This window comes from Arthrobacter sp. MYb23, assembly GCF_002979775.1.
Lineage (GTDB): Bacteria > Actinomycetota > Actinomycetes > Actinomycetales > Micrococcaceae > Arthrobacter.
In genome coordinates this window covers 202,651-216,597 of the sequence record NZ_PCPR01000003.1, presented here as the reverse complement: position 1 = coordinate 216,597, position 13,947 = coordinate 202,651, and the positions used below count along the sequence as shown (strand labels likewise).

Genomic DNA, 13,947 nt, shown 5'->3' with positions numbered 1-13,947 from the left:
CTAGAAGCCCAACGGAAATGCCGTCTGCGACCACAATATGTAGCCGTTGATGCCGCCAAGGATTGCTGCAACTGGGCCCGTCCACAGCAGGATCACCCCGCCCCCTGAGGCAAGCCGCGACGATTGGCTCAACTTGCCGGCCAACAACATCGCAGCTCCAATGATCGCCACGATCGCTATGACGATGAAAGCGCCGACGAGGATGCCGCCGCCAATCTGCTTGAGTGACTCAAGAAAAGGAAAGTTCGCGTTTGGTGTGATCCCAGGATCCACCGCTGCCAGTTCCATCTGGTGCTCCATCCAGTCGTCTTCCAATGGAATGAGCTGATTGAGCTCACGACTTCATGGATGTGGTGGGCGGGTACGACATGACTCCCGATGTAGCAGGGTGACGAGCCGCTGCAGACGTTGGCAACCGTAGTCACCACAGTAAAGCCTCCCAAAGCGACTGCTCCGCTTACGACATGCAACGACGGGTTCGAGCGAAGTATGTATACGGCAGAGACCCGCCGGAAAGATCGCCAGCCTCTCCACGCAAAGACATTGCCTACAAGACAACCTGGTTCGTAAGGGAACCTGCTTCGAGTTCCTTTTCGCTCGCGACAAACGGCGCGACCGTCGAAGATGTCCAGTGATACCGCCAGGCCATTCCCGCTGTCTCCGTAACAGTAGGGGCTTTGAGGCGGTCCAAACCCGCTGGGATTGAGATCGCACGACTCTCACTAAACCTAATATGTCTGTCGTGCGGCATCAGCACCCCCCTCTGCTTCCAGTCACCGGCCAGAATTTCCACACGCGCTACTGCGCCATGCGTCGAGCGAACCCAGGAATTTACTAAAATTCGGTGCGCACACTCGGCTGAATCGGGATGCTGAGCACTACCGTATTGAGGCGGCGCTGCGGTCCCACCAAACAATCGCACGACAAGACCGTCTGGAGCCTCGGCATCCAACTGTCTCAATAGCCACACCAATGCCTCAGGGGCCTGTGTGGGACTCGGAGGCAACTGACTCCGTCGCATTAGCTCCGAAAAGAGATAGCGATCATAGATATTAATCTCACGTGACGATGCTACTAATGGCTTCAGAACTCGCTGCCAAAAAGAAATCCGCGTTTCCCCGAAGGAGAGCCTAGAATCATGGCGCAGGGTCTTCAAGCGTTGGACTGGCTCACTTTCTAGGAATTCCGCCGGACTCGTGAGTAACACACCAGTGCCCGGATCAGTAATTCCACTTTCCTCAGCAGGAAAAAGAAGACGAATAATTGCGCTGGGAATCATGGCAATTTCTGGTGCTTCTTGATCGGGCCAACTGTTAGCTAATTGAACAGCGGTACTAATTTCACTCAAGGTATGATCAGAGCCGGGTTCTAGAACCTGAATACGCCGCTGCTTGCGCATCTCCTGTATCAGGATACTCCAAATTTGACGTGCGCGTTGATCAACCAACGGAGATCTGTTGGCAACTCTCACCAGCTCTAGCATTTCCCTAGAGTTGCCCATAACTAGATGGCCGTGAGCGGCCAAAAATTCCGCTAGCGCTTTGTGGATGATGTTTGCATAGGGGCCTCCTGCTTGAACTGAAATCTCTTCAACAGCAGAGCCGCAAATTCCCAATCTTGTTATCACTACATGCCGCCAAATATTTCTTCAAGGCGATCATCAAAGAAACCGTTTGGCCACTCATCAAGGAAGTCTCCGTTGGAATCAATCCTGAGTCGTTGGACTGTCGCCTCGCCACTCGGAGTCTGATCCACATAGACTACAGCGACCTGGTTTGGATCCAGCGAGCCCTCCCTGACCCTCCTTTGGATTCTCAAGATGAGGTGCTCACTGTGGGTTTCAACTATGACTTGGTTGCCTCGTCCCGCAGGGTCCGCGGACTCAATCAGGACATCTGCTATCTCAGCTTGTAGCGCGGGGTGAAGATGGATTTCTGGCTGCTCGATGCAAACAATGCTTTGTTGACGAGCTGAAAGTTCAACCAGAATCGGCAGCACCTGACTGATACCGAATCCCACGTCGGCAGGGCTCGATCGGACGCCTGATCTAATGTCGGTAAGTGAGATAGCAACTAGGTCTCCAACAATCTCACGACTGGCACCAGAACTCACTGCGATCACGTCAAGTTCATACTGAATCCCAAGGCGCTTTAGCCAATAAGAGATGTGCTTTTGCTCGGAAATATTATCAAACAAAGTTATAGCAACATTCAGTTCGGTAGCCTGCTTAAGTGCCGTCGACCTTGCATAATACCGCATGGGTGGCTGCCGCAAAGGCCCAAGGTATGACATATTCTCAAGGATATGACTGAGCTCATCTGTTACCGATGATGTTAGGGTTAGCCCTCGTTGAACGTAGGTCTTAGCAATACCTTGCAGTCGGCTTTCTGGATGATCAAGGACGGTAAGCATTTCGCCAGTAGGAAATATGCCCCTTCCCCTCACTAATACTGAGCTCTTCCTATTCCGCTTCAATGCCAGATTGACCACCGATAGGCTTGCTTTGGTTATGGGTTTTTTGGTTGGAGGGTAGTGCACTCCGGGCTCGGCCGCAGCCTCGAGTAATGCCGTGAGGCCGTCGAGTCGGAGGCTAAAGCCCTGATCCTTTGATGTGTGGTCACCTGTAGAAGAAAAGGCGGCATAGTGTCTCCCAAATCCGACACCGGTAATGCAGCCGAGATCATGGCTGATTTCATCCTCGACGAATGAAAAGTCAACCCTTCGCAATAGAGCGCTAGAAGCGGCGAGAGGCGGCGGAACCGCCCCTGGAGGGCTTCCAAAGGATACCCCAATGTCAATAGACCTCATCGTGTCGTGGCGGTGAACCGCCGTAGCAAAACTACCCGCATCTGTCCATGCACCTTGAGTAACAAGCTGACTACCCGACTGCGACTGCTTTAGCAAAAGCAGTGATTGAATTATTGACGATTTACCGGAAGAATTTTTTCCATAAATGAGGGTTAACGGTGCGAGGGGCACCGATTGGGATGGACCGAAGGATTTGTAGTTCTTCAGTCGAACTTCAGAGAGGAGGTGCACCGGTGCCTGGGGGCGTAACTCCTCGTCCGTCGGTGGAGAACTGAGAAAGCTGGACGGCTCAAGGAGCTTTGCCGCACGGATATCACGTTCTACAGCGACTTTGGCTACGTATTCCGGTAACTGCGGTGTTGCACCTGATATTCGCCAGTCGCGGACGCAATCGGCCACGTCGGCAATAAACGACTCCTCCAGAACCGTTCCACCGTCGTTAGCTCTTCCTGCGGCAGGCGAAGTGTCTATCATCAGCACACTGCCATCCCGTGTAGGCCGATTCGAAAGTACCCAGATACAAGTTGAGATACCCGTATGTCGCAATAATCCTGGTGGAAGCTTGATAACAGCGACGACATGTCCTGCAGAATGCAGAGTCCTCAGATTGAATTCTCCCTGCTTGCCATACGTACTTGAGATTGGCATCAGAACAACTGCTATCCCCGGGCGAGTAAACGAGTGGAGAGCCCTATGCATCCAAGACTGCTCGGATGGGGGCCCGAATGCGTCCGCACCTGGGGTCCCGGAGCGTCGCCGGGATTCACTAGCCAAATCCACGCCAAATGGGGGTTCGAGAACGACGGCATCGACGTCATAGTCGTGTATCCCATCTTGGAATGAGTCACGGACTTCTATTCTCGCCTTGCCGCCCGCCAAGGCTAGGCGCATCATGGCCAGTCGGGCGACACTTGGCTCGATTTCGACACCGTGCACTCGCGTAACGCCATTTGCCACAGCTTGGGTTAGAACCGATGCCTCCCCGCACGCAGGATCAAGAACTGATTCTGCACCCGCAACGAGCCGGGCCATCAGAGCAGCTGCGTCCCTTTGCGTCGAGAATTCCTGGCCAGCCCTACTTACGGATTCCGCTTTCAAAGCCAGAACCGTTTCGAACAACGCATGCAGTTCCACACGAAGTTCCTCGGACTGGGGTATTTCATACGCTAGGTAGTCAAATACGTGGTACATGTCGGAAAGGTTTCTAGCGTCAAGAGCAGATCCCAGCTGCTCGCGAAACCGTCCATTCAGATCGACTTCGCTCAGCGTTTGGGGCGAAGTTCCTGTGTCTAGGTATTGCATCAACTGGCCCCACTCACCAGGCTTGGCAGCTAGCTCCCACCGCAGAAAAATCAGGGAAAGGGCGAGATCTGCCCCCGATTCGAGCCCAAGATGCCGGCTATGTCGAAGCAGACTTTGACCTCTCTTTACTTCGGCTATACCTGGCTTCATATGATCTTTCTTCTCTGCTTCGACGGACCTACGATGACGAGCCCCCACCGGACTCCCTAGCCCAGTATTCTATGGTGCGCACTTCTAGACGTACGACAGCCACCATTCCCTGCCACAGATTATGTTTGTGCCTGGAGGGCTTTAAAGGATCGCACCGACCCTTTTGCCCTTAGACAGTCAAAAGCTTGCAAACACACCAACGTCATCCACCAGGTGGCGTGTTTGACCGGACCATCGCAGGATCAATGTTCGCGCGGTGGCGGTGCGGAATAGTCCGCCTAGGATGAACCTATGGTTCCAGGTAGCGTCGACGCACCCACAGCTCGCATTGAACGCTTCTGGCTGCCCACGAACCGCGCCTACTCGACGGATAGGTCGGGCTGGCTCTTGGAGCGACGCGACGGCCCTTATATCACTACGAACTCTGACATGCTCGCAACCGAAGATCTGGCGGGGAACCGGTGTCTGATCTTGCTGGGTGAGCCCGGCATTGGCAAGTCGACTGCGATATCAAAGGACTCGCCACTAGTGACTCGAGGAGCCTCCCATGCACTCAGGGTCGACCTAGCTTCCTATTCAAGTGAAGATCGGCTGGTACGCAAGGTATTGGAAGGCAAAGAGATAACAGCCTGGTTGGATGGCGACCACATGCTCTGTCTAACGTTGGACAGTTTCGACGAAGCACACACCCGCATCGAGGCTCTTCATCTACTCATTGCTGAATATCTGGACTCTTGGGATTGCTCTCGACTTATTTTAAGAATAGTCAGCAGAACAGCGGAGTGGCCGATCTCCCTAGAGCAGCGCCTGAGAAAGCACTATCCGGGCGTCGTGCCTTACGAGCTGCTTCCCTTGCGCAGGCTTGATGCTGCCGGTTTGGCCAACTCATACGGTGTCGACTCTGAAACATTTCTGTCGGCAATTGAAAATGCTCATGCGGTGCCGCTTGCTTCTCGGCCCCTTACGCTCAGGCTGCTTGCGACTACGTTCAAGAAGGAGGGTAGCCTGGCCATCAAACCGACCGAGCTCTACAGAAGCGGTCTGCTTGCTTTGTGCGAAGAAAGGAATCATGGTCGACGTGATTCCTTCGGCGGATCGCTTTACAACGGCACCTCTCGCTACGAAGCTGCGAGTCGCTTAGCGGCCTTGTCTATTTTCGGAGGTCGACCGAGCTTCTGGCTAGGCCCTGCAAGTGAGGCAGAAGTTGAGGACCTAACGGTGGAGGAGTGCACTGCGGAGCTATTCCATCCCGAAACTACAAAGACTAAATTCTCCGCTGAGGTCAATCATGATGCCCTTCAGTCCGGCATTTTCACAGGGGGCGGCAGCGGTCGTCTAACGTGGGCTCATGCGACCTTTGCGGACTATTTGGCTGCACAATGGATATCAAGTTCTAAGCTCAACCATTCACAGATTACCTCGCTCTTAAGGTCACCTTCTGGAAGAATCCATACGCAGGTCAGGCAGCTGGCGGCATGGCTCGTTGCAACATCCGCGGAATATGCGTGGCTAATCGAAGCAGATCCCGAAGCATTTCTATTGAATGTCAGAGTGTCGGAGGACTCTCTTAAAGAGCGCGTCGTCGCAGCACTCCTAGTAGAAGCTCGATCTGGCCGAATTCAGTATGATTATCAACGCGACCTCTCCGGGCTAGACCATCCGAAACTAACTCACCAAATTCGAGAAGCATTCTTATCGGACTCGCATGATCTACGCCGTTTGGCAATTGAGGTCGCCCGCCAATGTAGGCTCCGAGCATCCTTGCCAGAGTTGGAAGCAATTGCGCTCAATGAAGATGCCGAGCTGACTCTTCGCGTGCCAGCGGCTTGGGCGATCCATGATTTGTGCAAGGAAGCCCGCACCAACATGCTTCTGCCCATCCTAAGGGCACCCCTCAAGGGCGAGCGCGATCCTAGCCAAACTCAGGAGCTGCTAGCTGCGGCCCTGATGACTTCCTGGCCCCACGCGGTGAGCACCGCAGAGGTTTTCGGGATTCTTGACTTGCAGTACACGAAGAAGTCCTTTGGCATGTATGCCGTGGCCATCACTGAGATCGCACACTCTCTTAGCTCAATCGATTTGCAAATAGCTTGCGATTGGCTGCTTTCGAAACCCCACGTAATTGGAGACTCAGCGTTTGCACCAGTTGTCGAAGCAATTCTTGCTATGTGTTTGTTGCAGTTAGATCAAAGCTCCGCTCTCGCGGCGGCAACGCTCGTGGTCAGACATCGAGCACGAGAATTTGAGCCCCTATTCAGGGAGAGTGACATAGAACACTTGGAGTTGCCACGCGCGACTCGCCTCTCACTCGTCCTCTCGGTGTTGGACGATGACGATCCGACCATTCCTGCCGCAATAACCGACAGATTGGGAATCAACGGACCTGTTCTGCTCTCTGCTGAAGACTTTGATTGGTTGATGGATAAGTACGTAGTCTCGACCGGGGCGCTTAGGGAAAATCTCGGGAGGGCCTTGCAACTCGTAGTCAACTCCGCGGACCGCGCACAGGTGGATCGGGTGCTTGATCTGCCGGGCGAACATCCCGTGGCCCAGGTCTTTGCCGCGTGGCGAGAGCCGGTTGAACTCGATTCCCCAAAGGCCGATGCCGAGCGGGAAATCCTTCGGCTCACAAGAAAGCTTGAGAAAAAGCGAGCAGAGCGAAAGCAGAAGATCGATGCAGCTGATGCGCAAGTACAATCAGAAATTTCGAAGCTGATCCCCCTGGCAAGGGCTGGTGATACAACCGCGTTTTGGAAGTTAACGCGTTACCTCACAGTCCCACCAGAAGACGATCACTATCGGAACGAGCATCAACCCGATCTGACCAAGCACCCTCGCTGGCAAGCTCTTGACTCCGGAACACAGGCGGAAATTGTCGCGGCGGCAGCCATTTACGTTCGACATGGCCAGTGCTCATCGAATGATTGGGTCGGAAAGAGGCTCCGGTACTACCCGGCGACAGCTGGCTACTGCAGCTTGATACTTCTACTACGGAAGATGCCGCAACTGCTTTCGGAGCTAGATCCGTACGTGTGGCGAGAATGGGCTCCAATCATTCTAGATTGGGGGCCGATGGCCGATGCTGAAGGCGACGAAGACAAGCGAGTGATCATGGGGTTCGCGTTGCCCAACGCCCGGGCAGAGCTCACCCAAACGCTGCTACAGCTAGTCAACGTTGCAATCACAGAAGGCTCGAGCATCTTCCTCAGAGAAGAGATGAGACTTCTCCTCAGCAATGAATTGGCGGCGGCCCTCATAAACACGCTCGAGACGACGGAAGTTCCAACTAGTCCACTTACAGATCTAGTTGATGCTTTGCTGATCAACCATTCTGACTTGGTTTTTCCGCTACTGGTCCAGTGGCTGCTGCCAGAACAGCGCGCCGAGAACCCTGAACGCGCCCGCGAAGCGGGGCTACGGTTGCTATTCGCTGATGCCGCCGTCTCCTGGCCAATAATTTCTGAACTTATGCAAAACGTTCCGGACTTCTTCAAAGAAGTCCTTCTTGCAATGAGCCCGACAGGCAGACGCAAAGCTCCCCACCTTGGCGATGCCGAAATGGTCGCTCTCTACGAGTGGCTAGTCAATAACTTTCCACCAGAATCGGATTCGTGGAACCAAGGAAACGGCTTGGTTGGTCCCATGGAAACAGTGGCGACTTGGCGTGAGAGCGTGCTCGATGCCCTCGTGATGCGAGGAAGCGCAGACTCAGTGTCTAGTGTTCAGCGCATCGCAACTGCTCACCCGGAACTACCAGCTCTTAGATATGCACTAGTCCGTGCCGAGCAGGCTTATCTGGACCGAAGCTGGGGGCCGCTGAAACCGGCACAGATTGACCAATTGGCCGCAGGCAACGGGTCAAGACTTGTTCGTTCTGAAGCCGAGTTGTTTGCGGCCTGTTTGGAGGCTCTGCAAACGATTCAGGACAGACTGCAGGGGGACACTCCGTCGTCGCCATTGCTCTGGGACACCTATTCGAAGAGGCCGAAGTCAGAAGACGACGTGTCAGACTACCTCAGAACTGAACTACTCAGCGTGCTCCTCGCTCGCGGTGCTGTTGTGAACCGTGAGGTTCAGGTTCGAAGGGTCAACACTGGTGTCGGCGAGCGCACAGATATACGTGTAGATGCAGTTGACGTGACCGAGTCAAACACTCCCAATTTGTTCACTATCGTTGCGGAAGTAAAAGGTTGCTGGAACCCTCAGATAGAAGACTCCCTCCAGAGCCAACTAGTTGACCGGTACATGGCCGACCTGAACACAAATTACGGCATCTACATTGCAGTTTGGTTCGGTCTCGAAAGTTGGACGAATCAGGACCACCGGCGACGGAAGGCCGCAGCGTTCGGAAGCCGCGAAGCCCTGCTGTCCGTTCTTCAGGAGAAGTCCGTGCTACAGATGCAAGCGGGTCGTCGCGTAGAAGTTGTTGTCATCGACGCATCTCTAACTCGTCCCCGACAGGCGAGCTGTCTGTCTTTGCCTTGAACTTGATTCGACCATCAGATCTTTCCTCTGAAGTGCGCCCTGACTAGATGCCTCTGTCACTCGGGCGGAACATTGAGGCGGCCAAATTTCTACTCAGAACGAACGCGTAGGCACTATTCAAGCAAGTTGAAGTAGGCGGCGCCAGGGTTCCATTCAATTGGATGCAGCAGCGTCCCAGCGGACGGGTTGAGCGCGCTATACATCATTCCGTCCCCAGCGTAGATCCCCACATGCCCCCAGTTGTATGGACCTTGCGGGTTCTGCACGACAAGGTCTCCAATCTGTGGGCTGTCGGTCATTCGCCCGACCCGCCACTGCTCCACACGCGGCAGGTCGATCCCAACCTGCCGATAGATCCACTGCACGAATCCCGAGCAGTCCCAGGCCTTGAAAGCCGTCCCACCCCAGACGTAGGCACCACCCACACCCATCTGCGTGTAGTGCAAAATGTCTTGTCGGATTTGCGACAAACCTTTCGCCAAGACCGGATCTAACCGTTCGCTCTCCCCCGCGCGGCACGTCGGGACGGTGGTGACACCTTGGAGCAGGTCCACGATGGCTGTGGCCTGTGGTTCCCATCGAGCATAGAGCTCGGGAAACGCCGAGACTTGGACTGCTTGGGCCGCCTGCCCTTTGCTCATGGCAGACCAGCCTGGCACATCCAGCAGACCTCGAGGACTACCCTGATTCGGTCCAGACGGCCCTCCATAGAATGCCCGTGCGTTGTAAGAAAGATCCATCAGCTCTGCAACAGATCCCCATCCCGCCGCTGGACGCTGCTGTGCCGAACCTACTGAGTCGTGGTCACTCCCAACCCCGTCATGTGGAAACTGAAATGACGCAGGGACATTCGCGTTGGCGAGCATCCGGAGGGTCGACTCCTGGAGAGACATCATTACGGCGATTACCATCGCCTCCCGAGGAACGCCAAGTTGCTTCCCAACGGAAATGTACCCCTGTGCCACAGCAATCTGCCCTGCGGAGAGTCCAACGGCTTGTCCGTCCGGCAGCGATCCGCTGTTCTCGAGGGCGCCCTGTGTGACCGCAACGCTGCGGGACACACACCCGACAGGGGATTCCGGCTTCTCGCCCGAGAAGGCTAAAGCGACGGCACTGAGGATAACACCCAAAGAAAGCACGATGACGAGAACGACGGCGGTTGCAGCCCGTACTAGGGCTCGGCGCCTGACTACGGCCTTCGCCAATGCCGGATGCGGCATCAGTAGACGATCCGGCTAGTCGACGCATAAAAGCCGACCATTTGGCATCGATCAGGCGGGGCGGTAGCTGCCGGCGGGCAATTGGCCATCACGCTGACCGGCGCTGTGTATGAGTTGCTGCTACTGACTGTTTGGTCAACGACCTTGAGTCGAACCGTGCAGACATGAAGCCCCACCCACGGAGCGGGGCGTTCGCGAACTTTTACGAGTTCGTTGTCGCATGCCATGGATTCAAACGTTGCTGCCCTGTAGGCACCTTGGCCCGCAAGCGAAGCGAAGGTCCCCGCGTTTACGCCCGTTGCCTCAAACTCCTGAACGAGGACGGCCAACGGATTTGATCCGTCAGGGAGGACAAACCACCAACCCCGAATTCGAGCGTACACATCCGAATAGGACGAACTTCGTGTGTCCCAGCTATAGATAGCCACGGCGGCTGCGGAAGCAAGCGCCCGAAAATCGGCCGTGACAGGCGGAACAGACGCCGGCACTTTAGAGAGTGGAGCTGACTTCGTTGGCTTCGGCGTAGGCGTCGGGGAAACGCTCGGCAGAGTCCGCGGCGTCGAAGAATCAGCCGACGGGGCACTCGTCCCATTCGTAGAAGGAGACTCCCTCGGCGCGACCAGAACGAGGATGAGGGCGCCTAGAATGGCCGCCAGTGCTAGGCCGAACACCCACCGTCGAGTTGTTCGCCCGCGCCAAAATGATCCCATCATGTTTGCCTCCAAGCCTATTCATGACTCACCTCGCCAATGTGCAACACGACTCAGACAGCCGAAGTCATGGAACTGCGAATGACTCTCCATGCCGTTTGATACAGCCGACGAGCCGTGCCGATTTGAACCGCCACGTATCGATCAGTGACTTCGAACTCCTCGGCAACCGCGGTGATGGCAACCTGCCGTTGGACGCCGTGATGTTCGGGCAAAACGATTGCTTCGGCCACTCCCCGCAGAAGCGGACTTGGCAGACAACCAACGGCGTGCCGGCACAGACCGGGCATGTCGTGTACAGCTTCAGGATCTACATCCAACGCTTGGCTTATTGTCTTTGCAGTCTGCCGAACCGCGGTGACTGCATTCCAGCGGCGACGGTCTTGCGGCGATGGAGGGGCGTGACGTCGCGGCTCGGTGAGGCTTCCCACTGCGAGGTGCCATACCGGAGCTGCCACAGCGGCCCGAGTCAGCCCAAGAACCATATGCGCCCATTCTTGATCGATGATCTCGTCGGCATCGCGGTAGTCACGGGACACGACTAGCACCGTTAGCTTCTGCAGAAATTCCGAGCTCTCCCCCTCACCCGGATCTACAAGCAGGGGCAAGGTCTTGTGGCCGAGTTCCTTACGGACGTGCGCAGCACAGACATTTCCCGCTACTCCTTGCACCCACGCCTCAAATGGAACTCCAGGGATCTGCCGGTAGTTACCGCGTGCCACCCCGTCCCAGGCAGCCATCCTGATGTCTTGCATGACATCATCCACATCGCACGAGCGGCCGATTCGAGCCAAGTGCGAGATGACGTAGCGGCGCACGCCTTCGACTGCTCCCATCATTTGGTCAACGGGTACAGTCAGCGTCGGCGCCACCGGACTCAGCAGCGAAATATCCACCGGGGACGGGGTTGAGTTCTCTGTTTCAGCGTTGCCCGTCAGGTGTTCCAGGCTCATGGCTCTCACCGCTTCGACTAACGGATTCTTATATCTCCAGCGCCACCAGATGTGGCGACTCAACGTGGCTGGTAACGAACGACCACAACACAAGCTTCTAAAAATTATTGTCAAAGATAATTAAAGTATCGTCAAGACCCTAGTTCTTACTTTTTGCATGTGGTTCAGCAAGAATGGAGCCATGCCACGGATCACGCAGCCTCACGACGACGCCTGGTCGCCTGACGTTGAAGACGCCGTGGCAACCTTCGGCAACCGCTCCCGCAATGAAATTCTGAGGTTCCTGACGGCAAATGGTCCTGCGTCCAGAGGGGACATCGTCGCGGCGGTCAGCGCCGGCGAGCCCAGCGTCGCCAAACACCTCATCGCGTTGGAACAGGTCGGCGCGATTGAGGTCGATGTGGAAGCAGGACGGCGCCACGGCCGTTCCCCTCGCTACTCAGCGAATCCTGCCCGCATCAAGGAGTTGCTGGACGCCCATCTCCGGTATGTCTTGGAGGAGTAGCTGCGGCACGCTCGCCGTTAGGGTGCAAGTCGATGTCTTTGTTCAGATACTCGGAGATCGCGCGCAGCGTTTCCGGCGACACGTCCCCTAGCGTCCTAGCGGCGAATGACTTCACCCGGGCTGCCCTCAGAGACTTCACAAACTCCAGCTGTGAGTCGATACGTTCGGGAACGTCACCTTCGACGCCGTTCAGCAAATAGGACGGGTCGACGTCGAACATCTCGCAGATAGCGCCAAGCAGGTGCGGATCACTAACCAGTCGCCCTGTTCCATCCTTCATGTAAAACCATCTCGCTCGGGAGATCTTGATTCCCCGAGCTCGGAGGCCGGCCTCAATCTCTCTAAAAGTGACCGGCGAACCCCTCTCGGCTACAACGACATCGAGCAGCAGGTTAAGTCGGCGGGCAAGGGTCGCCTGCGGTGACAAGTCGTCGTTGCGGCTAGCGTCTTTTGCCGACATGCTCCACCTTTCGACTGCCTCGTTCGATTTGAGATACTGCTGCGTTGCCACCAGTATTCCGCGAGCGCCGAGGCTAGACAATCAGCTGCATTGAATCTTTTCCGCGATCTACATAAGGCGTATCCTGTTGCTGTAGACCCGTCTACAGCAACTATCCCCCACAAACCTGAGCCGTGGTTTGAATGTCGACATCCATCTTGATGAACCGAACACGGAGCCAGATCCTTCGCTTCCTTATCAGAAGTGGGCCATCGACCCCTGGCGTCTTGGCGTCAGGACTACGGGCTTCCCGCGCGACGGTTCGGCGCCATCTCCTCGTCCTAGAGTCGGCTGGTTTCATCCAGGCTTTGGCCGACGAGCGTTACTCCGCTCACGCTTCACTCGTCGAGTGTCAGCTCATTGACCTAGCGGCCCAGTACTCAGTGCAAATGCCTCCTACGACTGCGCTCCCGCTTGTTCAGGACTAGAGCCAGTCAGCGGGAGACCGTAGAACCACTCCTCGACCGATCGCTCCCACTTTTCTGGGTCGACATTCCACTCCAGAGAGTGGCCCTCAGATCCAAACTCCACCAATCTGACTAGGTCCGGCCTCAGACTGGCAGCTTTGCTGGATGCTTCGAAGGGCGTTGTGTCGTCCTTCTCTCCATGGAGTACGAGAATCGGTTTGTTCAATTCAGTTGCTCGCGCCAGCCAATCCAGGGAATCGAGACATATGGGTTCAGCAAGACCAGTCACCCACCGGAGGGTTTTGGATCCAAGAATGGTGAAGCCCAGGTGCACAAGTGGCCTAGGAAGTCCCGCCGCCTTGGCATTCGCTGCCAGGGTTGTTCGCCAGTCGAAGACTGGCGCGTCGAGAACCATCCCGGCTATTCGTGACGAACCCTGCGACAGGGCCGCCGCTTGAAGGGCGATGGCAGCCCCGACCGACCACCCAAAAAGGACGATACGTTCGGCGCCATTTGAGATGGCATAGTTGATGCCGGCCTCGACGTCGTGCCACTCGCCTTGACCGAGGTTGTAGCGGCCATCGTACGACGGCGGGGCGTCGCCGTCGTTGCGGAACGAGACTACCAGCGACGTCAGTCCGAGACGTCTCGCGACCGGTATTCCGCGAAGAGTGCCTGCCCGCTTACCGCCCATACCGTGTATATGGACAGCCCACGTTCCAGGAACTGTGGCAGCGGCGGACGGGTCAAATCTCCAGGCCGGGGCGACACCATTGGCGACTGGAATCTCTACGTCTTGGTAAGGCAGACCAAGTTGCTCCGGTTTCGAGTAAACGTACCCACTCCAGATACCTGCCGCGGCTTGTTGGATGTCCCCAGAGTCCACTCGTTCAACCACGCGGATTACA

At 56.0% G+C, this 13,947-nt stretch carries 10 protein-coding genes; 3 read left to right on the top strand and 7 right to left on the bottom strand.

Annotated elements, in window-relative coordinates:
* The 3 genes from CQ020_RS05755 to CQ020_RS05750 form a co-directional block, all read right to left on the bottom strand.
* A complete protein-coding gene (locus CQ020_RS05755) occupies positions 1-288 on the bottom strand; it encodes a hypothetical protein (RefSeq protein WP_146116630.1) in 288 nt (95 codons plus the stop codon).
* Positions 289-547: 259 nt separating this feature from the next.
* Positions 548-1,627 (bottom strand): hypothetical protein, encoded by a 1,080-nt coding sequence (locus CQ020_RS23990; protein WP_146116629.1) that lies wholly within the window; start codon positions 1,625-1,627, stop codon positions 548-550.
* Positions 1,627-4,260 carry a DUF3696 domain-containing protein gene (locus CQ020_RS05750; protein WP_105690943.1) on the bottom strand — a complete coding sequence of 878 codons (2,634 nt, stop codon included), beginning with the start codon at positions 4,258-4,260 and terminating at the stop codon, positions 1,627-1,629. The genes CQ020_RS23990 and CQ020_RS05750 overlap by 1 nt, the downstream gene beginning before the upstream one ends.
* A 606-nt stretch (positions 4,261-4,866) precedes the next feature.
* On the opposite strand from CQ020_RS05750, the gene CQ020_RS05745 reads away from it, so the two are divergent.
* Positions 4,867-8,745 (top strand): NACHT domain-containing NTPase, encoded by a 3,879-nt coding sequence (locus tag CQ020_RS05745; protein WP_146116628.1) that lies wholly within the window; start codon positions 4,867-4,869, stop codon positions 8,743-8,745.
* A gap of 113 nt (positions 8,746-8,858) precedes the next feature.
* Here CQ020_RS05745 and CQ020_RS23985 read toward each other — a convergent pair whose 3' ends face one another.
* Together CQ020_RS23985 and CQ020_RS05735 are read right to left on the bottom strand one after the other, a co-directional pair.
* Positions 8,859-9,386, bottom strand: a complete 528-nt coding sequence (locus tag CQ020_RS23985) for a C40 family peptidase (RefSeq protein WP_146116627.1) — start codon at positions 9,384-9,386, stop codon at positions 8,859-8,861.
* Positions 9,387-10,728: 1,342 nt separating this feature from the next.
* A complete protein-coding gene (locus tag CQ020_RS05735; RefSeq protein WP_105690940.1) occupies positions 10,729-11,628 on the bottom strand; it encodes a sigma factor in 900 nt (299 codons plus the stop codon).
* A gap of 181 nt (positions 11,629-11,809) precedes the next feature.
* Here CQ020_RS05735 and CQ020_RS05730 point away from each other — a divergent pair, with 181 nt between their 5' ends.
* On the top strand, positions 11,810-12,133 hold the full coding sequence (locus CQ020_RS05730; RefSeq protein WP_091466822.1) for a helix-turn-helix transcriptional regulator: 324 nt from the start codon (positions 11,810-11,812) through the stop codon (positions 12,131-12,133).
* Here CQ020_RS05730 and CQ020_RS05725 read toward each other — a convergent pair.
* Positions 12,087-12,644: a hypothetical protein gene (locus tag CQ020_RS05725; protein WP_181151769.1), complete on the bottom strand. Its 558-nt coding sequence runs from the start codon at positions 12,642-12,644 to the stop codon at positions 12,087-12,089. The genes CQ020_RS05730 and CQ020_RS05725 overlap by 47 nt on opposite strands.
* A gap of 131 nt (positions 12,645-12,775) precedes the next feature.
* On the opposite strand from CQ020_RS05725, the gene CQ020_RS24720 reads away from it, so the two are divergent.
* On the top strand, positions 12,776-13,060 hold the full coding sequence (locus CQ020_RS24720; RefSeq protein WP_105690939.1) for a helix-turn-helix domain-containing protein: 285 nt from the start codon (positions 12,776-12,778) through the stop codon (positions 13,058-13,060).
* Here the strand turns inward: CQ020_RS24720 and CQ020_RS05715 are convergent.
* Positions 13,029-13,937: a S9 family peptidase gene (locus CQ020_RS05715; RefSeq protein ID WP_181151767.1), complete on the bottom strand. Its 909-nt coding sequence runs from the start codon at positions 13,935-13,937 to the stop codon at positions 13,029-13,031. The genes CQ020_RS24720 and CQ020_RS05715 overlap by 32 nt on opposite strands.
* Between the last annotated feature and the right edge of the window lie 10 nt (positions 13,938-13,947).

What these genes read in the sequence shown, in the direction of transcription:
- CQ020_RS05735 (WP_105690940.1), bottom strand. Translation starts at nt 11,628, where the DNA reads ATGAGCCTGGAACACCTGACGGGCAACGCTGAAACAGAGAACTCAACC.
- CQ020_RS23985 (WP_146116627.1), bottom strand. Translation starts at nt 9,386, where the DNA reads ATGAGCAAAGGGCAGGCGGCCCAAGCAGTCCAAGTCTCGGCGTTTCCC.
- CQ020_RS05755 (WP_146116630.1), bottom strand. Translation starts at nt 288, where the DNA reads ATGGAACTGGCAGCGGTGGATCCTGGGATCACACCAAACGCGAACTTT.
- CQ020_RS05730 (WP_091466822.1), top strand. Translation starts at nt 11,810, where the DNA reads ATGCCACGGATCACGCAGCCTCACGACGACGCCTGGTCGCCTGACGTT.
- CQ020_RS24720 (WP_105690939.1), top strand. Translation starts at nt 12,776, where the DNA reads ATGTCGACATCCATCTTGATGAACCGAACACGGAGCCAGATCCTTCGC.
- CQ020_RS05750 (WP_105690943.1), bottom strand. Translation starts at nt 4,260, where the DNA reads ATGAAGCCAGGTATAGCCGAAGTAAAGAGAGGTCAAAGTCTGCTTCGA.